This window comes from Enterobacter sp. SCRI0065, from assembly GCF_059766475.1.
The window spans coordinates 293,998-313,643 of record NZ_JCBAJB010000004.1 but is presented as its reverse complement, the minus strand read 5'-3'; the positions used below and the strand labels follow the sequence as shown (position 1 = coordinate 313,643).

The 19,646-nt window shown below is 52.4% G+C and carries 17 protein-coding genes and 1 riboswitch; of the genes, 9 read left to right on the top strand and 8 right to left on the bottom strand.

Translation table 11 applies throughout. The features are described 5' to 3' along the window. Position 1 precedes the first annotated feature (1 nt). Positions 2–1,402 (top strand): 3-isopropylmalate dehydratase large subunit, encoded by a 1,401-nt coding sequence (gene leuC / locus AC6EMZ_RS13985; protein ID WP_498403128.1) that lies wholly within the window; start codon positions 2–4, stop codon positions 1,400–1,402. Between the two features lie 10 nt (positions 1,403–1,412). Then, complete coding sequence (gene leuD / locus AC6EMZ_RS13980) at positions 1,413–2,018, top strand: 3-isopropylmalate dehydratase small subunit (protein ID WP_498403127.1); 606 nt, start codon at positions 1,413–1,415, stop codon at positions 2,016–2,018. 48 nt (positions 2,019–2,066) lie between these two features. Here leuD and AC6EMZ_RS13975 read toward each other — a convergent pair whose 3' ends face one another. The 4 genes from AC6EMZ_RS13975 to AC6EMZ_RS13960 are packed head-to-tail and all read right to left on the bottom strand — an operon-like array spanning position 2,067 to position 6,333. Then, complete coding sequence (locus AC6EMZ_RS13975) at positions 2,067–3,521, bottom strand: family 1 glycosylhydrolase (RefSeq protein WP_498403126.1); 1,455 nt, start codon at positions 3,519–3,521, stop codon at positions 2,067–2,069. 25 nt (positions 3,522–3,546) lie between these two features. Further along, a complete protein-coding gene (gene rpe, locus AC6EMZ_RS13970) occupies positions 3,547–4,227 on the bottom strand; it encodes a ribulose-phosphate 3-epimerase (protein ID WP_498403125.1) in 681 nt (226 codons plus the stop codon). After that, positions 4,224–4,670, bottom strand: coding sequence for a ribose 5-phosphate isomerase B (gene rpiB / locus AC6EMZ_RS13965; RefSeq protein WP_498403124.1), 447 nt, complete (start codon positions 4,668–4,670; stop codon positions 4,224–4,226). Before rpiB ends, rpe begins: the two co-directional genes overlap by 4 nt. A 52-nt stretch (positions 4,671–4,722) precedes the next feature. Beyond that, positions 4,723–6,333 carry a PTS transporter subunit EIIC gene (locus AC6EMZ_RS13960; protein ID WP_498403123.1) on the bottom strand — a complete coding sequence of 537 codons (1,611 nt, stop codon included), beginning with the start codon at positions 6,331–6,333 and terminating at the stop codon, positions 4,723–4,725. Positions 6,334–6,703: 370 nt separating this feature from the next. Here AC6EMZ_RS13960 and AC6EMZ_RS13955 point away from each other — a divergent pair, with 370 nt between their 5' ends. After that, positions 6,704–7,597, top strand: a complete 894-nt coding sequence (locus AC6EMZ_RS13955; RefSeq protein ID WP_498403122.1) for an SIS domain-containing protein — start codon at positions 6,704–6,706, stop codon at positions 7,595–7,597. Between the two features lie 86 nt (positions 7,598–7,683). Here AC6EMZ_RS13955 and AC6EMZ_RS13950 read toward each other — a convergent pair whose 3' ends face one another. Both AC6EMZ_RS13950 and sgrT read right to left on the bottom strand, forming a co-directional pair. Beyond that, the gene (locus AC6EMZ_RS13950) at positions 7,684–8,862 is read right to left on the bottom strand and encodes a sugar efflux transporter (protein WP_498403121.1); all 1,179 of its coding nucleotides are present in this window, start codon (positions 8,860–8,862) and stop codon (positions 7,684–7,686) included. A gap of 121 nt (positions 8,863–8,983) precedes the next feature. Beyond that, positions 8,984–9,136 carry a glucose uptake inhibitor SgrT gene (sgrT, locus tag AC6EMZ_RS13945; RefSeq protein WP_498403120.1) on the bottom strand — a complete coding sequence of 51 codons (153 nt, stop codon included), beginning with the start codon at positions 9,134–9,136 and terminating at the stop codon, positions 8,984–8,986. Positions 9,137–9,223: 87 nt separating this feature from the next. On the opposite strand from sgrT, the gene sgrR reads away from it, so the two are divergent. From sgrR to thiQ, 4 genes are all read left to right on the top strand, one after another. Beyond that, complete coding sequence (gene sgrR, locus AC6EMZ_RS13940; protein ID WP_498403119.1) at positions 9,224–10,879, top strand: HTH-type transcriptional regulator SgrR; 1,656 nt, start codon at positions 9,224–9,226, stop codon at positions 10,877–10,879. Between the two features lie 36 nt (positions 10,880–10,915). Next, a riboswitch (TPP riboswitch) is annotated at positions 10,916–11,016 on the top strand. Positions 11,017–11,047: 31 nt separating this feature from the next. Beyond that, positions 11,048–12,031: a thiamine ABC transporter substrate binding subunit gene (gene thiB, locus AC6EMZ_RS13935; protein WP_498403117.1), complete on the top strand. Its 984-nt coding sequence runs from the start codon at positions 11,048–11,050 to the stop codon at positions 12,029–12,031. After that, positions 12,007–13,617 (top strand): thiamine/thiamine pyrophosphate ABC transporter permease ThiP, encoded by a 1,611-nt coding sequence (thiP, locus tag AC6EMZ_RS13930; RefSeq protein ID WP_498403116.1) that lies wholly within the window; start codon positions 12,007–12,009, stop codon positions 13,615–13,617. The genes thiB and thiP overlap by 25 nt, the downstream gene beginning before the upstream one ends. Further along, the gene (gene thiQ, locus AC6EMZ_RS13925) at positions 13,601–14,305 is read left to right on the top strand and encodes a thiamine ABC transporter ATP-binding protein ThiQ (protein ID WP_498403115.1); all 705 of its coding nucleotides are present in this window, start codon (positions 13,601–13,603) and stop codon (positions 14,303–14,305) included. The genes thiP and thiQ overlap by 17 nt, the downstream gene beginning before the upstream one ends. On the opposite strand, the gene AC6EMZ_RS13920 is transcribed toward thiQ, so the two are convergent. Together AC6EMZ_RS13920 and araC are read right to left on the bottom strand one after the other, a co-directional pair. Further along, positions 14,302–15,069, bottom strand: coding sequence for a DedA family protein (locus AC6EMZ_RS13920; protein ID WP_498403114.1), 768 nt, complete (start codon positions 15,067–15,069; stop codon positions 14,302–14,304). The genes thiQ and AC6EMZ_RS13920 overlap by 4 nt on opposite strands. 128 nt (positions 15,070–15,197) lie before the next feature. After that, positions 15,198–16,040 carry an arabinose operon transcriptional regulator AraC gene (gene araC / locus AC6EMZ_RS13915; RefSeq protein WP_498403113.1) on the bottom strand — a complete coding sequence of 281 codons (843 nt, stop codon included), beginning with the start codon at positions 16,038–16,040 and terminating at the stop codon, positions 15,198–15,200. A gap of 337 nt (positions 16,041–16,377) precedes the next feature. Between araC and araB the strand changes: the two genes are divergently transcribed. Together araB and araA are read left to right on the top strand one after the other, a co-directional pair. Then, positions 16,378–18,087, top strand: coding sequence for a ribulokinase (araB, locus tag AC6EMZ_RS13910; protein WP_498403111.1), 1,710 nt, complete (start codon positions 16,378–16,380; stop codon positions 18,085–18,087). Between the two features lie 10 nt (positions 18,088–18,097). Continuing rightward, positions 18,098–19,600: an L-arabinose isomerase gene (gene araA, locus AC6EMZ_RS13905; RefSeq protein WP_498403110.1), complete on the top strand. Its 1,503-nt coding sequence runs from the start codon at positions 18,098–18,100 to the stop codon at positions 19,598–19,600. Positions 19,601–19,646: the final 46 nt, after the last annotated feature.

Genomic DNA, 19,646 nt, shown 5'->3' with positions numbered 1-19,646 from the left:
CATGGCAAAGACGTTGTACGAAAAGTTGTTTGATGCTCACGTGGTTTACGAAGCGGAAAACGAAACCCCACTGCTGTACATTGACCGCCATCTGGTGCACGAAGTGACCTCTCCGCAGGCGTTTGATGGCCTGCGTGCGCATCACCGCCCTGTTCGTCAGCCGGGTAAAACGTTTGCCACCATGGATCATAACGTGTCGACCCAGACCAAAGATATTAATGCGTCTGGCGAAATGGCACGTATTCAGATGCAGGAACTGATTAAAAACTGCAACGAATTTGGCGTGGAGCTGTATGACCTGAATCACCCGTATCAGGGCATCGTTCACGTAATGGGCCCGGAACAAGGGATTACCCTGCCGGGAATGACCATCGTCTGTGGCGATTCCCATACCGCCACTCACGGCGCGTTTGGCGCACTGGCTTTTGGTATTGGTACCTCTGAAGTAGAGCATGTTCTGGCGACGCAAACGCTGAAACAGGGCCGTGCCAAAACCATGAAAATCGAAGTGAAAGGCACCGCATCAGCGGGGATCACCGCTAAAGACATCGTACTGGCAATTATTGGTAAAACCGGCAGCGCGGGCGGTACTGGCCATGTCGTGGAGTTCTGCGGGGACGCTATCCAGGCATTGAGCATGGAAGGTCGTATGACGCTGTGCAACATGGCTATCGAGATGGGTGCAAAAGCCGGTCTGGTCGCGCCAGATGAAACAACCTTCAACTATGTGAAAGGGCGTTTACACGCGCCAAAAGGCCAGAATTTTGACGATGCGGTTAATTACTGGAAAACCTTCCAAACGGACGCTGGTGCAACGTTCGATACCATCGTCACGCTGCAGGCTGAAGACATTGCACCTCAGGTCACCTGGGGTACTAACCCAGGCCAGGTTATCTCCGTTAACGATAACATTCCCGATCCTGCCTCGTTTGCCGATCCGGTAGAACGTGCCAGTGCAGAAAAAGCGCTGGCTTATATGGGACTGAAACCGGGGATTCCGTTGACCGAAGTGGCGATCGATAAAGTCTTTATCGGCTCCTGTACCAACTCGCGTATCGAAGATTTACGCGCGGCGGCAGAAATTGCCAAAGGCCGCAAAGTGGCCCCAGGCGTTCAGGCTTTAGTCGTGCCAGGTTCTGGTCCGGTCAAAGCCCAGGCAGAAGCAGAAGGTCTGGATAAAATCTTTATCGAAGCGGGCTTTGAGTGGCGCTTACCGGGTTGTTCCATGTGCCTGGCGATGAACAATGACCGCCTGAATCCGGGCGAACGCTGCGCGTCTACCAGCAATCGTAACTTTGAAGGCCGTCAGGGCCGTGGCGGACGTACCCATCTGGTAAGCCCGGCGATGGCTGCGGCAGCAGCAGTGACCGGCCATTTTGCCGATATTCGCGGGATGAAATAAGGAGACCATCATGGCAGAGAAATTTACCCAACATACAGGCCTGGTTGTCCCACTGGACGCGGCAAACGTCGATACCGACGCCATTATTCCAAAGCAGTTTTTGCAGAAGGTGACGCGTACCGGCTTTGGCGCGCATCTCTTTAATGACTGGCGTTTCCTCGACGATGCGGGTCAGGAACCTAATCCTGATTTCGTATTGAACTTCCCCGAATTCAAAGGGGCGTCGATACTTCTTGCGCGCGAAAACTTTGGCTGCGGTTCATCACGCGAACACGCACCGTGGGCACTGACCGATTACGGCTTTAAGGTTGTGATTGCTCCAAGCTTCGCCGATATCTTCTACGGTAACAGCTTTAACAACCAGCTGTTACCGGTGAAGCTCAGCGACGAGCAGGTTGATGAGATGTTCCAACTGGTGCAAAGCCATCCAGGGATCGCCTTCGAAGTGGATCTGGAGGCCGAGGTCGTGAAAGCTGGGGATAAATCTTACCGCTTCAGCATTGATGCCTTCCGTCGTCACTGCATGATCAACGGGCTGGACAGCATTGGTTTGACGCTGCAGCACGAAGGTGCCATCTCGACTTACGAGAACAAGCAGCCTGCGTTTATGCGTTAAGTAAATGGCCCGCAGAATGCGGGCTATTTTTTTGATGACAGGATAAAATTAGTCTAAATCTTTTCCATCTGACTCGATACATTTCTTGTACCAGTAGAACGAATCTTTCCTCACCCTGTGAAGATCACCTTCACCTTCGTCATTCATATCGACATAAATGAAGCCATATCTCTTATCCATTTGACCCGTTGTAAAGGAAACCAAATCAATGGGTGCCCAGGAGGTATATCCAAAGATATCTACTCCTTCCTCTCTTGCCTTCATTAGGCTTTTAATATGACTTCTGTGATAATCAATACGGTAAGTATCATGAATTAACCCATCCGCATCGATTTTATCATGAGCGCCTAATCCATTTTCCACATCAAATAGTGGAATTTGGTAACGGTCATAAATAAAATGCAAGAAATATTCATAGCCAGTTGGGTCAATTTGCCAACCCCAATCACTTGCTTTTAAGTATGGATTTACGATGGAATGTTGTACACCTGCTCCACCTAATGTCTCTCCTTCATTTTTATGCGTTGTGAACACATTAGACATATAATAAGAGTAAGCTAAGAAATCAGATTTACCTTCTAACAGATCTTTTTTATCTTGATCACTGTTAGCTAAACTGACGCCATTTTCTTTCCAGATACGCGTTGCGTAGGAAGGATAATAGCCTCTTACCATGGTATCCGCACAATAGCCAAAGAGATTTTGGAATATTTTATAGTTTTCTATTACGTCTTCTGGATCACACGTATAAGGATATGAACAATATCCTGCGACCATGCATCCTACTTTGATATTTGGATCTATTTCATGGGCAACGATTGTCGCTCTTGCAGACGCTACCATTTGATTATGTAATTCTGTATAGGCAACTTGCTTCCCTTCTTTGACATCGAAGTGTAAAAGAATATTGATCTCATTGAAAGTTAACCATTTATTCACCAGGTCTTTATATTCAGTAAAGCAAACCCTGGTAAATTCGACAAATTGGTTAATCATCTCCCTATTTGTCCAATCTTTATATGTTTCTTCTAGATAAGTCGGTTCATCATACTTATACAAAGTAATAACGGGATCCATCCCATATTTACGACACTCCTTAAACACATCACGATAGAACTCTACACCCGCTTGATTCACGCCACCTTCAACACCCTTTGGGTAGATTCTGGCCCAGGAGATTGTTGTATTAAAGGTTGTAAAGCCCATTTCTGCCAGCAAGGCGATATCTTCTTTATATCTATGATAGAAATCGATCCCCACATGGTTTGTATATCTAATATCATCAAATAAATGATACTTAGCGCCTTCGGGTAAATGATCAAACTGCCTCATTTTACCCCTTGTTCCATCTTTATTAAGATAATGGATATAACGTCGGTCTTCCGTTGACCCTGGATCACCAAAATCTACCTGTACTGGGCTTTTCCCATCTTCATCCCAGGCACCTTCACATTGAGCCGCTGATAATGAGCCACCCCATAGAAATTTTTCTGAAAAACGCATTCTTTCTCCTTAAAAGCATTTTGGTTCACAGAGAGGGGGAAGCTGATAACTCAATCTGTTCGCGCAGAACGGTCATCGCCTGTGAGTAGGACATGTCTTTGCGGAATAAACCCGCTGTTCCTAAAATAAACATGTCAACATCGGTTCCCAACGTTCTTACGACATCAGGAGAGATAGCCCCATCAATAGCGATTTGGGCGTTGCTTTGATGTTGCTGTAACATCGCTTTCAATCGACGAATTTTACTCACAGAAGCAGCAATAAAAGGCTGACCAGCAAAACCCGGGTTGACCGACATAACCATCACCACATCCACAACATCCAGCACTTCCTCCAGTATACTCAGAGACGTTCCAGGGTTGATCGCCACCCCCGCCTTAATCCCCTTACTGCGTATATTGCTCAAAGTACGATGCAAATGGATCGGTGATTCAGCATGAACATAAATAATGCTACAGCCCAGTTCAGCGAAGCGATCGATATAAGGATCAGGGTTCGTCACCATCAAATGTACGTCGTATGGAACCGTAGCCAGTTTAGATACGGCTTTAATGTCTTCCGGACCAAGAGCAAAATTTGGCACAAAATGACCATCCATGACATCGATATGGAACAGGGCTGCACCCGCTGATTCAAGATTTGCCAGTTCTTCGCCAAGGCGTGAAAAATCAACACACATTAACGATGGACAAAACTGCGTTTTCATTTTTGTTCCTTTTCAACGTCAGCAATCATTTCCACTCGTTTCTGATGGCGTTCACCTTCAAAGCTAGAATCCAGCCAGGCATCCACGATCATTTTTGCAAGCTCAGAGCCAATCACACGAGAACCGAAAGCGAGCACGTTGGTATTATTGTGAGAGCGTGATAATTTTGCTGAATAAGGTTCGCTACAAACTACAGCCCGAATTCCGTGAACTTTATTAGCAGTAATAGAGATTCCAATTCCTGAACCACAAATTAAAATCCCCAGATCGGCCTCCCCTGAAACAACGGCCTCTGCAACGGCTTTACCATAAATTGGGTAATCGGTACGTGTTTCAGAGTGAGCACCTTTATCAATAACGGTAATCCCACGCTGCATAAGATGTTCAATAATCGCAGGTTTCAAAATAATGCCAACGTGATCACAGCCAATTGCAATTTTCATCTATTTCTTCCTATCTTTTATAAAATATCATGGGGTGCTGTGTACCGGGTATTTACGCGGTACTATCCAGGCACTCTTCCAGACCTGACTTAATGAGTGTGACGTGGGGTCCGTAAATAACTTGAACGCCCTTACCTTTTCGTACTACGCCTTTGGCGCCGGAGGCTTTCAGTTGGGCATCATCAACCAGACTTTCGTCCAGCACCGTGATGCGTAAACGTGTGGCACAACAGTCCAGGTCGGCAATATTGGTCGCGCCTCCCAAACCGGAAATAATCAGGGCGGAAACCTCGTCACTCTGAGTGGTATGACGGTTGTCAGTACCCGTTTGTTTACGCGCTTCCAGGTCTTTGCGGGTATACAATTTGGTTTCCTGGTCGTCATCTTCACGCCCAGGTGTTTTAAAATTGAAATGGGTAATACAGAAACGAAAACTAAAGTAATAAATGGGGAACAATGGGATCCCTATCAGAATCGCATTTATCCAATGTGTTTTGGCATTGCCCTGCATAATGCCAAAGAGTACGAAATCAATCAGGCTTCCTGAAAAGGCCTGCCCTACTCCGACATTAAAAATATGGCAGAGCATGAAGGACAATCCCGCCAGCACACAATGGATGACATACAATAACGGTGCAGCGAACAGGAAAGAGAATTCAATCGGTTCGGTGATCCCTGTCAGCACGGCCGTCAGCGTAGCCGACAGCAGCAGACCTAAAACCAATTTGCGTTTTTCTGGTCGGGCGGTGTGATAGATAGCCAGCGCCGCAGCAGGAATACCAAACAGGTAGAAAGGGAATTTACCGGCCATAAACCGTGTGGCATCAACGGAAAATAGCTGTGTATTGGGGCTCGCCAGTTCGGCAAAGAAAATATTGGTCGCGCCAGACACTGCCACACCGTCGATCAGATGCGTCCCGCCCAGCCCAGTCTGTAAGAATGGCATCGCAAACACGTGATGCAGACCGAAGGGGATCAACGCGCGCTCAGTCAGCCCATAGATAAATGTCCCGGCATATCCCGCATTGTTGACCAGATTGCCCAGATGCAGAATCCCATTTTGTACCACCGGCCAGATATAGAACATCAGGATGCCAACAGCGACAAAGACAAGGGCAGAGATGATGGGAATAAATCGCGTCCCCCCAAAAAATGCAAACGTCGCAGGCAGTTTAATACGGTAATAACGGTTATGCAGCGCGGCAACACCGAGTCCAGCGATCACTCCGCCAAACACCCCCATTTGCAGGGAGTTAACACCCAGCGTCATCCCTAGCGCCCCTTCCGGGAGTGCACCAGGTGCAAGCAAACCGTGAAGTTCAAGCATTGCATTGATGGTGGCATGCATGATTAAAAATCCGATGGCGCCAGAAATCGCCGCGACTTCTTTTTCTTTTTTAGCCATTCCCAGTGCAACGCCAATAGCGAAGAGGACAGGTAAATTGGCAAAAACCACACTCCCTGCACTTTTCATTACGGTGAGCAATATATGAAGTACCGTACCTTCACCGAGTAATGACTGAAGACCATAGGTGTCAATAGTGGTCTGATTAGTAAATGATGCGCCAATCCCCAACAGTAAACCCGCTACGGGCAAAAGCGCTATCGGCAGCATGAATGAGCGGCCCGTTCTCTGAAGTATTCCGAATATCTCTGTTTTCATAATGTTTTTCGACCGTATCAGGTACAACAAGAAATGAAATATGAACACTGAATTGAAGTTTTCCGTTTCTTCATCACGAGGCAACTTCACGAAATCAATTATTATCGTGAAGTTATTGCCAGTCAATGGCTTTTACAATGGAATTCACAGCAACTTCAAGAAGTGTGAAGTTGGTAACTTTGCCGATATACATGCTTACCAGTCTCAAAATGCCACTGGAGGGAAAGGGAGGGTTTCATGAATGCACTCGCTCACATAAATTCACAACAACTAATGATTTTGTGAACAAAATGAGGTACGCATCCAACCTTAACAAAATCTTGTGATAGTATTATCGCTTCCTCATTTCACCACAGAAACGGCGCTGAGAATGACTGATAACCAAGATGCATTACAGGAAATGGAGAGCCCACTGGCGATAGGTGCGCGGATTAAAATGTCGCTGTCCCAGTTGAATCCAACGGAACGAAAAATCGTAGAATGGCTCATCATTAAAGGAAACATTTGCCAGACAACCAGTCTGCGTGAAGTCGCTACGACGCTCAATGTTTCAGAGCCTCTGCTGGTCAAGGTGGCCAAAAAGATAGGATTTTCTGGTTTTCGAGAACTGCGAAGCTCTCTCATCAGCTATTTTGAGTCATTGCCCTATGAGAAAGAGGAAGAAGTCACGGAGCATGACAGCCTGGATACCGTGCTGGATAAGGTTTTTTCAAACAGCATTCAGGCACTGAAAGAAGCACGTTCCGTAGCCGACCCTGTGACTATAGGCCGGGCAGCTCATCTGATTTTCAACGCCAAAAGAGTCATCATTTATGGTGTCGGGGGATCGGCTTCGGTCGGAATTGATTTTGAACATAAGCTGTTGCGTCTTGGCATCATCAGTCATGCCTATAGCGATGTTCATTTGATGTTAATGGCCGCCAGCCAGCTTAACGAAAATGATGTTGTCATTGCGATTTCACAGACTGGGGTCACCAGGGAAACGCTAAATGCAGTAACGACTGCCCGGGCGCATAAGGCAAAAATCATCTGCATCACCAATGATAACGGCTCTTCTCTTTCGCAATCGTCCGATTTATCTATCTTCAGCCCCGCGATGAGCGGCCCCCTGCTTGGACAAAATGCGGTGGCCAGAATTGTTCAATTAAATCTGCTGGACAGTTTATTTATTGCCATTCTTATGCAGGATTTTCAGGGAAATAAGGAAAAACTCGCCAGGGGTATCAATATTGTGAGTCCACTACATGGCAGGGGCATTGTTTAATGATGGATGCGTTTTCTCATGATATTCCCTGCGCCCGTTGTCGAGCGGGTCCTGCACATCTTTCAGTGACAGAACCCTTTGAATATTCAAACATCTTTCACGCGACAGGTCAGCGCCAGCGTGAGTACCGATATCGCTGCAATCACCCAGTACACCGTATGATGGCCGTAGCTCTGGACCAGCGCACCCTGAATCACTCCCGCCAGGATCACGCCGGTTGAGATACTGTTGGTAAAGAGCGTGGTCGCAGAGCCTGCCCTTCCAGGCATCAGATCCTGGAACCACAGCATGCCGATCCCGGCGACAATCCCGATGAAGATGGCGTTGAAGAACTGCAGTGCAAGCAGCGCCTCGCGGCTGTGAAAAAAGATAAGCCCAAGGTAAAACAGGACGCCTGCTGCTACCGCAGTCACCATCATCCGGCGTTTACCGAAGCGTTTCACGTAATAACCCGCCAGAATCATTGCCGGGATTTCCAGCCCTGCGGCGGTGCCCATTAAGATCCCCGCGAGCTTGTCCGGCAAGCCCAGGTCATTACTGATCCACAGCGGCATGTCGATGATGTACATGGTATTGCAGGTCCACATCAGTGTTGATGCGATAAACAACATGCGGACGTTTTTATTGTGCCAGCCGCTCACCTGGGTGACGGGTTTATCGGTGGCCTGCTCAATACGCGTGACCGACGGCAGCACAAACGCAATCAATGCCAGGCTGATGACAAAAATCCCTGCCGCGATGGAGAACATCATCGTGAAGCCGTAATTGAGCGCCAGCATAAAGGCCAGCGGCGGCCCGATAACCCACGCCAGCGAAAGCTGAGCACGCATAACCGAGCTGAACATCACCACTTCTCGCGCCGAGCTATCGGCATACTCACGCGCCAGCGCAAAGAGCTGCGGCATGGCGGCATTCGCCAGCGATGCCAGCAACACACCACAGGTGATAAGTGTCAGATAATGACGGCTAAAGGCGAACAGCAGCGCGTTGCCAACAGCCATTGCGCAGCAAAACAAAATGAGCTTACGCCTGTCGCCCTGGCTGTCCGAACGCTTAGCCAGCCACAAGCTCACTAAAATCCCGGCAATGGCGTTAACGGTGTAAAAAAGCCCCACCCAAAACGGCTGCGCGCCGACTTCCCGGCTTAGGAACAGACTTAGCGTCGGAGCCTGCAACGCCCCCGCGATGCCCATCATAAAAGCCACCAGCATAAAAGCGGCATACACGCCGTTCAGGCGGCGGCCCATTGTCATCAGCCAGAGCATGCGCAGTTCCTTGTCAAAGAAGAGTCAAAATTGGATGGAATGATAAACGAAAAAAGCCAGCAAAAACATTTTGCTGGCGGGTGATAAGCACCAATACTCAGTCACACATGATCGAGGCAAGTCAGCGTTCAGAGGTCACTTGCGTCACTTCCCACTGCATCAATTCCTCAAGCATTTTCAGCCGCACCTCTGGGCGCTGGCGGGCCAGCCAGGACACTCCTTTGATCGCTGAAAAGTACCGCTGATAAAATTGACACGTAGTAGACCTCTTCATATTCGCCTCCTCACTTCATCGAAAGTGATTATTGGCTTAATATAGGGATTAATAAATTGCTGGTTTTTTGTCAGGAGTTCCCCTTTTATGCCTTCTGGTCGTCTGCAACAACAATTTATCCGCCTGTGGCAATGCTGCGAGGGCCAGTCACAGGAGACAACCCTCAACGAGCTGGCCGAGCTGTTAAGCTGCTCGCGCCGTCATATGCGCACGCTACTCAACACCATGCAGCAGCAGGGCTGGCTCAGTTGGGAAGCCGAAGCAGGACGCGGCAAACGCTCACGCCTGTCCTTTCTGTATACCGGGCTGGCCTTACAGCAGCAGCGCGCCGAAGATTTGCTGGAACAGGATAAAATCGATCAGCTGGTACAACTGGTGGGCGACAAGGCCGCGGTGCGCCAAATGCTGGTGTCGCATCTTGGGCGAAGTTTTCGTCAGGGACGCCATATCCTGCGCGTCCTCTACTATCGCCCGATGAAAAATCTTTTACCCGGCAGCGCGTTGCGTCGTTCAGAAACCCATATGGCGCGGCAAATATTTAGCGGTCTGACACGTATAAATGAGGAAAATGGGGAACTAGAAGCAGACATTGCGCACCACTGGCAACAGCTTTCGCCGCTGCACTGGCGATTTTTCCTGCGGCCCGGCATTCATTTTCATCATGGCCGAGAACTGGAAATGAGTGATGTCATTGCCTCTCTCCAGCGCGCCCGCGAATTGCCGCTCTTTTCTCATATCGCAAAAATTCACTCGCCTACAGCCTGGACGCTGGATATTGAACTTGCCGAACCAGACAGATGGCTACCGTGGCTCATGGGCTATGTCCCGTCGATGATTCTGCCGCACGAGTGGCAATCAATGTCCAGCTTCGCCAGCCAGCCTATTGGAACCGGGCCGTATGCGGTGACGCGAAACAATAATAACCAGCTAAAAATCCGCGCTTTCGACGACTATTTTGGCTATCGCGCGCTAATTGATGAAGTCAACGTCTGGGTCCTGCCCGAGATCAGTGAAGAGTTTAGCCCCGGTCTGACGCTGGAAGGCCCAACCGAAGGCGAAAAAGCCGTTGAAAGCCGCCTTGAGGAAGGCTGCTATTATCTGCTATTCGATGCCCGTACCCACCGGGGCGCCAGTCATGAAGTACGTCAATGGATAAGCCGTATTCTGGCACCCGCTAATCTGATCTATCAGGCAGAAGATCGGCATCAAACCTACTGGTTCCCGGCATACGGCCTGCTCCCACGCTGGCATCATGCCCGTCCGGGATGCGGAGAAAAACCGGCAGGGCTTGAGACCATCACCCTGACCTATTATCGCGAACATGTTGAACACCGGTTTATCGCCAGAATTATGAGCAAGCTGCTGGCGGCAGAAAACGTCAAGCTGGAGATCCAGGAAGTTGATTACGACGAGTGGCATCGTGGCGATGCGGTGAGTGATATCTGGCTTAACAGCGCCAACTTCACCCTTCCGTTAGACTTCTCCTTGTTCTCGCACCTGTATGAGATCCCACTCATCCAGCACTGCATTCCCCGCGACTGGCAACAGGACGCTGCGCAGTGGCGATCGGGCGACATGAACCTGGCCGTCTGGTGTCAGCAGCTTCTGGCACAGCAGGCGATAGTACCGCTCATTCACCACTGGTTGATGATTCAGGGACAGCGCAGCATGCGCGGGTTACGCATGAACACTTTAGGCTGGTTCGACTTTAAATCCGCCTGGTTTGCGCCACCAGAACCATAATCCTTTCGTAATATTCACCAAATCATTACAATGCAAACGTTCTCAACGGGGTGCGGCATCGATGATGTGCGCTGAGATAATACCCGTCGAACCTGATCCGGATAATGCCGGCGAAGGGATTTGAGGCTGTCTCTCAAAATCCTTTGCCACTCAACTATGAGGTGCAAAGTGTTAAAAAAAGTTCTTCCTCTGCTGGCGCTGTTTGCGCTGCCTGCTTTTGCTAAACCTGTACTGACGGTTTACACCTATGACTCTTTCGCCGCCGACTGGGGCCCAGGCCCGGTGGTCAAAAAATCCTTCGAGGCCGACTGCGGCTGCGAACTGAAATTCGTGGCGCTGGAAGATGGCGTATCGCTGCTGAACCGTCTGCGTATGGAAGGTAAAAACAGCAAAGCCGACGTGGTGCTCGGTCTCGACAACAACCTGCTTGAAGCGGCCTCGCAAACGAAGCTATTTGCAAAGAGCGGTATCGCCCCTGACGCGGCCACCGTGCCGGGTGGCTGGAAAAACGACACGTTCGTGCCTTTCGACTATGGTTACTTCGCGTTTGTGTATGACAAAAACAAGCTCAAAAACCCACCAAAAAGCCTGAAAGAGTTAGTTGAGAGCGATCAGAAATGGCGCGTGATTTATCAAGACCCGCGCACCAGTACGCCGGGCCTTGGCCTGCTGCTGTGGATGCAGAAAGTGTACGGCGACAACGCTCCAGAAGCCTGGCAAAAACTGGCGACGAAAACCGTCACCGTCACCAAAGGCTGGAGTGAGGCCTATGGTCTGTTTCTGAAAGGTGAAAGCGATTTAGTACTGAGCTACACCACCTCTCCGGCCTATCACATTATCGAAGAGAAAAAAGATAACTACGCGGCGGCTAACTTTAGCGAAGGCCACTATTTGCAGGTTGAAGTCGCCGCTCGAACCGCCGCCAGCAAACAGCCGGAGCTTGCCGAGAAATTCCTGAAATTTATGATCTCTCCGGCATTCCAGAATGCGATCCCCACCGGCAACTGGATGTATCCGGTCACCGACGTGACGCTGCCTGCGGGCTTTGACTCACTCACCAAACCGCAAACGACGCTGGAATTTACACCTCAGCAGGTCTCTTCCCAACGCGCAGCATGGATCGGTGAATGGCAACGCGCCGTCAGCCGCTAATTCCCGGCTGGCTCATCCCTGGGCTGATTGCTGCCACGCTAATGGTCGTGGTCAGCGCAGGGGCGTTCCTCGCGCTAGGGTTAAACGCACCGGAGAGTGACTTTCTCGCTCTCTGGCACGATAGCTATCTTTGGCACGTCGTTCGTTTCTCTTTCTGGCAGGCGTTTCTCTCCGCCCTGCTTTCCGTCGTGCCCGCCATTTTTCTGGCTCGCGCCCTGTATCGTCGCCGTTTTCCTGGCAGGAACGCGTTGATACGCCTGTGTGCAATGACGCTAATCTTGCCCGTGCTGGTGGCCGTTTTTGGCATCCTCAGCGTGTACGGACGCCAGGGTTGGATTGCCGCGCTCCTGAACGCTTTTGGCATCGAATGGACGTTTTCACCCTACGGCCTTCAGGGAATCCTGCTGGCGCACGTCTTTTTCAATATGCCGATGGCCACACGATTATTTTTGCAGGCGCTCGAGAACATACCCGGTGAGCAACGCCAGCTCGCCGCGCAGCTTGGCATGCGCGGCTGGTCGTTCTTCCGCTTTGTCGAATGGCCGTGGCTTCGTCGTCAAATCCCGCCGGTTGCCGCGCTGATCTTCATGCTCTGCTTTGCCAGTTTTGCCACCGTGCTTTCGCTCGGCGGCGGCCCGCAGGCCACGACCATCGAGCTCGCCATTTATCAGGCGCTTAGCTACGACTACGATCCGGGCCGTGCAGCGCTGCTGGCGATGATTCAAATGTTCTGCTGTCTTGGGCTGGTGCTGCTGAGCCAGCGTCTAAGCAAAGCCATTGCCGTCGGCAGCCATCAGATAAGCGGCTGGCGCGACCCGCAGGATTGCCTGCGCAGTCGCCTGTCCGATATCACCCTGATCGCGCTGGCGCTGTTGCTTTTACTGCCGCCGCTGCTGGCGGTGGTCGTTGATGGTCTGAACCTGAATCTGATTTCCGTGCTGCAACAGCCGGTGCTGTGGCAAGCGTTGTGGACGTCTCTGCGCATTGCGCTGGGGGCAGGATTATTGTGCGTACTGCTGACCACCATGTTGCTGTGGAGCAGCCGCGAACTTTACGCTCGCGGTGCAAACACCGCCGGTCAGGCGCTGGAATTGAGCGGTATGCTGATTCTGGCAATGCCCGGCATCGTGCTGGCGACCGGTTTCTTTTTACTGTTCAACAGCACCGTTGGGCTGCCAGAGAACGCCGATGGCATCGTCATTTTCACCAATGCACTAATGGCTATCCCTTACGCGCTCAAGGTATTAGAAAACCCGATGCGCGACATTAGCGCCCGATACACCTTACTCTGTCAGTCGCTGGGAATGCAGGGCTGGCAAAGGCTGAAGGTGATTGAGCTGCGTGCGCTCAAACGCCCTCTCGCACAGGCACTGGCTTTTGCCTGCGTGCTGTCGATTGGGGATTTCGGCGTCGTCGCGCTGTTTGGGAATGAAGATTTCCGCACTCTGCCTTACTGGCTTTACCAGCAAATTGGCTCTTATCGCAGCCAGGACGGTGCCGTCACGGCCCTGTTACTCTTGCTGCTGTGCTTTACCTTATTTACCGTTATCGAAAAACTTCCGGGGCGTGATGTTAAAACTGACTGATGTAACCTGGCTTTATCAGCACCTGCCGATGCGCTTTTCACTGTCCGTTGGTCAGGGCGAAACCCTCGCTATCCTCGGCCCCAGCGGGGCGGGAAAAAGCACGCTGCTCAGCCTGATTGCAGGCTTTCTGCCGCCAGCAAGTGGGTCCATCGTCATTGATGCTAAAGATCATACCCATACGCCGCCGTCGCAACGCCCGGTCTCGATGCTTTTTCAGGAAAATAACCTTTTCACCCATCTGACGGTGCGCCAGAACATTGCACTAGGGATGAATCCGGGCCTTAAGCTAACAGAAGCCCAGCGTCAGAAACTGGACGTTATCGCCCAGCAGATGGGGCTTACGGAATTTATCGAGCGGCTGCCAGGAGAGCTCTCCGGCGGCCAGCGTCAGCGGGTAGCGCTGGCACGCTGTCTGGTGCGCGAGCAGCCGATTCTGTTGCTCGATGAGCCCTTCTCTGCCCTCGATCCCGCCCTAAGGCAAGAGATGTTGCAGTTGGTGAAGGACGTGTGTCAGCAAAAGCAGCTCACCCTGTTGATGGTGTCACATAGCGTGGAAGATGCCGCCAGCATAGCGGCGCGATCGGTGGTCATTGCTGACGGGCGTATCGCCTGGGATGGCGATACGCAAGAACTGGTTAGCGGAAGAGCCAGCGCATCGACGCTGTTAGGGATCGCGTCGGCCCCTTAACGACTCACGACCTTCAGCAGAATTTCGCCATATACTGGCATCAGCGGATGTCGGATGAGCGTCACCAGCGCCATCACGGCGACCCCGAGCATTAAGGGTGCCAGCCAGAAAAGACGGTGACGCGGCAGATAATGCGTCAGGCGATCCGTTCCCGCTTTTGCACTGCGCCACAAGCGCCAGCACAGCCAGACCGCCAGCCACAGCAGCAGCGCGGTCGCTAACAGCAACCATTTGAAATTCCCGCTCTGTACATCGGCAGGAATATCGATCGCCGCCCCCGCGAGAATACCGGGCAGGAAATAGAACGGAGGCCAAAACACGCAGCCAATAATATTGGGCAGGATAAATTTTGCGACCGGAAGATCCAGCATCCCTGCCACCATCGGCACAAGCGGACGCGTTGGCCCAACAAATCGGCCGACCAGAATGGTAAACATGCTGTGCTGATGCAGCGCATGTTCCGTTTTATCGAGCAGCGCCTTGTTCTTTTTCATGAACGACCAACGGTGCAGCGGCTTTTTAAAGCGCCAGCCCAGCCAGAAAGAGAGCCAGTCGCCCAGCAAACAGCCGACAATACCGGCCATCCACGCCTGCCAGAAATTCACCTCGCCGCTGCCGATCAGCGCGCCAAGGCCCGCCATCATAACCGTGCCGGGTAAAATCAGTCCGACCAGCGCCAGCGATTCAAGAAAAGCCACCAGCGCGACGGCGATCAGTGAATAGATGACGGACTGAGTAATAAAATGTTCCAGCAATTCCTGCATAACGGTTCCGGTCAGATAACAAAGCAGGGATTCTGCGAAGCCACACCTGCTGCGTCAAGATATCAATTGTCTGAATAGTTTACCGGGAGCTGCCAGACTTCACCTGGTTGTTTCGTTTTTTTTACTTTTTATTCACAGCCAGCGCGGAATTCGCTCGGGCTGGCGCCGGTACATTTTTTAAATACGCGGGAGAAATAAAGCTGATCTTCAAAGCCGACGTTACGACCTACCGTGGCGATTGGCATTCGCGTGGTACTGAGCAACAGTTTTGCCTGACTGATACGCTGATCCTCACGCCAGCTCAGCACGCTCACGCCAAGCTGCTGGCGAAAAAGATGCGACAGGCGCGACGGCGACAGGCAAACGTGCTGAGCCACGCCCGCGATATCAAACTGGCTGTCAGCCAAATGATCGCTAATGTACTGGCAGGCCTCTCGTACGCGGTTATCCAGCGGCGGATTGAGCGATTCATTTATCGCCTCCATACGTCGTAATAACAGTTGCTCCAGCAGGTTGATCGCCAGCAGCTCGGCATAGCGCCCCCCGACCTGGGCATCAATAATTTGGGCAAAGAGTTCACGGAACTGCGCCTGATGCGCTTCATCGGGACGATAAAAACCGGTATGCGCGAACATTGCGGGCCACGATAGCCACTCCTGCCAGTACGCGCGAGGGCGGAAATAGACCCACTGGTGATACCACTCTTTCGCATCCGGATGGCGTCCGTAATGATGAATCTCGCCCGGCGGAAACAGCAGGATATCCCCAGGGCGACAGACAAACTGCTGGTCGCCATTTTTGATGACCCCCTCGCCGCGCACGGTGAGATTCAGGATATAGCCTTTCATTCCCAACGGTCGATCAACAAAAAAGTCGAGATACCCTTCCGATTCAATGGGGGTCAATCCCGCCACCAGATGGGCATTAAACGAATAGCCCGGCAGCAGGGGATCGCTTTGTGTTTCGGCCATAAATGCAGTACTCCCGGCGGTCAAGAAGGAAACAAATTGTCCATATCGATAAAAGCCGGGGGAAAATAGCACCAAAAAGGTCTCGAACGATATACGCTCTCTTTTCGGCCCGCCATATTTCAGCCTTTACCCCTGATTTATCCGCTACATCGTGTGAATGAGCAGTAACAAAAGTGTCTATAACTACGGCAGAAATGTCCACATTGATTATTTGCACGGCGTCACACTTTCCACCGTAACAGCCATTTAATCCATAAGATTAGCGAATCCTGCCTGACGACTTTCTCCTTCAATCTCTAATGTTCATGGATACCCGTTTTTTTGATGGAGCAACACAATGGCAATTGCGATTGGCCTCGATTTTGGCAGTGACTCGGTACGCGCCCTGGCAGTGGAGTGCCGTACGGGTCAAGAAATAGCAACCAGCGTTGAGTGGTACCCGCGCTGGCAAGAGGGGCGCTACTGTGACGCGCCAAACAACCAGTTCCGTCATCATCCGCGCGATTACATCGAATCGATGGAAGCGGCGATCAAAAGCGTGCTGGCGGCGTTAAGTGAAGATCAGCGGGAGCAAATCGTCGGCATTGGCGTAGACAGCACCGGTTCAACGCCTGCGCCAGTGGATGCCGAAGGCCGCGTGCTGGCCCTGCGCCCAGAGTTTGCCGATAACCCGAACGCCATGTTCGTCCTGTGGAAAGACCACACCGCGGTGGAAGAAGCCGAAGCCATCACCCGCCTGTGTCATCAGCCAGGCAAGGCGGATTACTCCCGCTATATCGGTGGCATTTATTCCAGCGAATGGTTCTGGGCGAAGATTTTACACGTCACCCGCGCTGACCGCGCCGTGGCGCAGGCCGCCGTCTCCTGGATTGAATTGTGCGACTGGGTTCCTGCCCTGCTTTCTGGCACCACCCGTCCGCAGGATATCCGTCGTGGCCGCTGTAGCGCCGGGCATAAATCGTTGTGGCACGAGAGCTGGGGCGGTCTGCCGCCAGCAGCGTTCTTTGATGAACTCGACCCGCTCATCAACCAACATCTGCACTATCCCCTGTTTACCGACACCTGGACCGCTGATATCCCGGTAGGCACGCTGAATGAAGAGTGGGCCAAACGCCTGGGACTGGCGCAAAGCGTGACGATTTCCGGCGGCGCGTTCGATTGCCATATGGGCGCAGTCGGTGCGGGTGCGCAGCCGAACACGCTGGTCAAAGTGATCGGCACGTCTACCTGCGACATTCTGACTGCCGATAAAGCCAGCGTGGGAGACCGCGCGGTAAAAGGTATTTGTGGCCAAGTCGACGGAAGCGTCGTACCTGATTTTATCGGCCTCGAAGCGGGCCAATCGGCCTTTGGTGATATCTACGCCTGGTTTGGCCGCGTGCTGGGCTGGCCGCTGGATCAGCTGGCCGCCACGCATCCTGAACTGAAATCGCAGATTGAAGCCAGCAAAAAACAGCTGCTGCCTCAGCTCACCGAAGCATGGGCAAAAAATCCGTCTCTCGACCATCTTCCGGTGGTGCTCGACTGGTTTAACGGTCGTCGTACGCCGGTCGCCAACCAGCGCCTGAAAGGAGTGATTACCGATCTCAATCTGGCCACCGACGCGCCAGCCCTGTTTGGCGGTCTGATTGCGGCTACCGCCTTTGGTGCTCGCGCCATTATGGAGTGCTTCACCGAACAAGGCATCGCCGTCAATGAAGTCATGGCCCTTGGCGGTATCGCCCGTAAAAATCCGGTGATCATGCAGACCTGCTGCGACGTGTTAAATCGTCCACTCCAGATTGTCGCCTCCGATCAGTGCTGCGCGCTGGGTGCCGCGATTTTTGCCGCCGTCGCCGCAGGCGTTCACGCCGATATCCCTGCCGCGCAGGCACAGATGGCGAGCGCCGTCGAAAGCACGCTTCACCCGCGCGCGCAGCAAGCACAACGCTTTGAACAACTCTATCAGCGCTACCTGCAATGGTCGAAAAGCGCCGAGCAACATTATCTCCCTGTCGCCGCCCCGGCCAAGAACACCGCGGACACTACGGCAACCCTGACACATTAAGGACTCAATAATGACCATTTTTAATAATTATGAAGTGTGGTTTGTCATTGGCAGCCAGCATCTGTACGGGCCGGAAGCGCTGAGCCAGGTCACGAAACACGCTGAACATGTTGTCAATGCGCTGAACGCTGAAGCTAAGCTGCCATGCAAACTGGTACTCAAGCCGCTTGGCACAACCCCGGACGAAATCACCCATATTTGCCGTGACGCTAACTATGACGATAAATGCGCAGGCATGGTGGTGTGGCTGCACACCTTCTCTCCGGCCAAAATGTGGATCAACGGCCTGACCATCCTGAACAAGCCGCTGTTGCAGTTCCATACCCAGTTCAACGCGTCCCTGCCGTGGGACAGCATCGACATGGACTTTATGAACCTGAACCAGACCGCACACGGCGGCCGCGAGTTCGGCTTTATTGGCGCGCGCATGCGTCAGCAGCACGGCGTGGTCACAGGCCACTGGCAGGATCAGCACGCGCAGCAGCGCATCGGTTCATGGATGCGCCAGGCCGTGTCAAAACAAGATACCCGCCATCTGAAAGTGGCGCGTTTTGGCGACAACATGCGTGAAGTGGCGGTCACTGACGGCGATAAAGTCGCCGCGCAGATTAAATTCGGTTTCTCCGTCAATACCTGGGCCGTAGGCGATCTGGTGCAGGTTGTGGACGGAATCAGCCAGGGCGATATCAGCGCGCTGGTCGATGAATATGAAAGCAGCTACCGCCTGACCCCTGCGGGGCAAATCAACGGCGATAAGCGCCAGAACGTGCTGGATGCCGCGCGCATTGAGCTGGGCATGAAACGCTTCCTGGAACAGGGTGGCTTCCACGCCTTTACCACCACTTTTGAAGATCTCCACGGCCTGAAACAGCTTCCGGGCCTGGCGGTTCAACGTCTGATGCAGCAGGGCTACGGCTTTGCGGGCGAAGGCGACTGGAAAACCGCCGCTCTGCTTCGCATCATGAAGGTGATGTCGACCGGTCTACAGGGCGGCACCTCGTTTATGGAGGACTACACCTATCACTTTGAGAACGGCAACGATCTGGTGCTGGGCTCGCACATGCTGGAAGTGTGTCCTTCGATCGCCGTAGAAGAAAAACCGATCCTCGACGTGCAGTACCTGGGCATTGGCGGCAAAGCCGATCCGGCACGTCTGATCTTCAACACCCGCACCGGCCCGGCGATTAACGCCAGCCTTATCGATCTGGGCGATCGTTTCCGTCTGCTGGTGAACTGTGTCGATGCCGTCGAAACCCCGCATTCTTTGCCGAAACTACCAGTCGCCAACGCGCTGTGGAAAGCCCAGCCGGATCTGCCAACGGCCTCCGAAGCCTGGATCCTGGCCGGTGGTGCGCACCATACCGTGTTCAGCCACTCGCTGGATCTGAACGATATGCGCCAGTTCGCCGAAATACACGACATTGAGCTGGCCGTGATCGACAACGATACGCGTTTGCCGGCGTTCAAAGACGCGCTGCGCTGGAACGAAGTGTATTACGGTTCAAAACGTTAACAGGGAATCTGGGGCCTGCCGCAAGGTGGGCCACTACCTGGAGGAT

What these genes read in the sequence shown, in the direction of transcription:
- leuD (WP_498403127.1), top strand. Translation starts at nt 1,413, where the DNA reads ATGGCAGAGAAATTTACCCAACATACAGGCCTGGTTGTCCCACTGGAC.
- AC6EMZ_RS13975 (WP_498403126.1), bottom strand. Translation starts at nt 3,521, where the DNA reads ATGCGTTTTTCAGAAAAATTTCTATGGGGTGGCTCATTATCAGCGGCT.
- AC6EMZ_RS13960 (WP_498403123.1), bottom strand. Translation starts at nt 6,333, where the DNA reads ATGAAAACAGAGATATTCGGAATACTTCAGAGAACGGGCCGCTCATTC.
- thiP (WP_498403116.1), top strand. Translation starts at nt 12,007, where the DNA reads ATGGCAACGCGCCGTCAGCCGCTAATTCCCGGCTGGCTCATCCCTGGG.
- araA (WP_498403110.1), top strand. Translation starts at nt 18,098, where the DNA reads ATGACCATTTTTAATAATTATGAAGTGTGGTTTGTCATTGGCAGCCAG.
- AC6EMZ_RS13950 (WP_498403121.1), bottom strand. Translation starts at nt 8,862, where the DNA reads ATGCTCTGGCTGATGACAATGGGCCGCCGCCTGAACGGCGTGTATGCC.
- thiQ (WP_498403115.1), top strand. Translation starts at nt 13,601, where the DNA reads ATGTTAAAACTGACTGATGTAACCTGGCTTTATCAGCACCTGCCGATG.
- araC (WP_498403113.1), bottom strand. Translation starts at nt 16,040, where the DNA reads ATGGCCGAAACACAAAGCGATCCCCTGCTGCCGGGCTATTCGTTTAAT.
- leuC (WP_498403128.1), top strand. Translation starts at nt 2, where the DNA reads ATGGCAAAGACGTTGTACGAAAAGTTGTTTGATGCTCACGTGGTTTAC.
- AC6EMZ_RS13920 (WP_498403114.1), bottom strand. Translation starts at nt 15,069, where the DNA reads ATGCAGGAATTGCTGGAACATTTTATTACTCAGTCCGTCATCTATTCA.
- rpiB (WP_498403124.1), bottom strand. Translation starts at nt 4,670, where the DNA reads ATGAAAATTGCAATTGGCTGTGATCACGTTGGCATTATTTTGAAACCT.
- sgrT (WP_498403120.1), bottom strand. Translation starts at nt 9,136, where the DNA reads ATGAAGAGGTCTACTACGTGTCAATTTTATCAGCGGTACTTTTCAGCG.
- AC6EMZ_RS13955 (WP_498403122.1), top strand. Translation starts at nt 6,704, where the DNA reads ATGACTGATAACCAAGATGCATTACAGGAAATGGAGAGCCCACTGGCG.
- sgrR (WP_498403119.1), top strand. Translation starts at nt 9,224, where the DNA reads ATGCCTTCTGGTCGTCTGCAACAACAATTTATCCGCCTGTGGCAATGC.
- araB (WP_498403111.1), top strand. Translation starts at nt 16,378, where the DNA reads ATGGCAATTGCGATTGGCCTCGATTTTGGCAGTGACTCGGTACGCGCC.
- rpe (WP_498403125.1), bottom strand. Translation starts at nt 4,227, where the DNA reads ATGAAAACGCAGTTTTGTCCATCGTTAATGTGTGTTGATTTTTCACGC.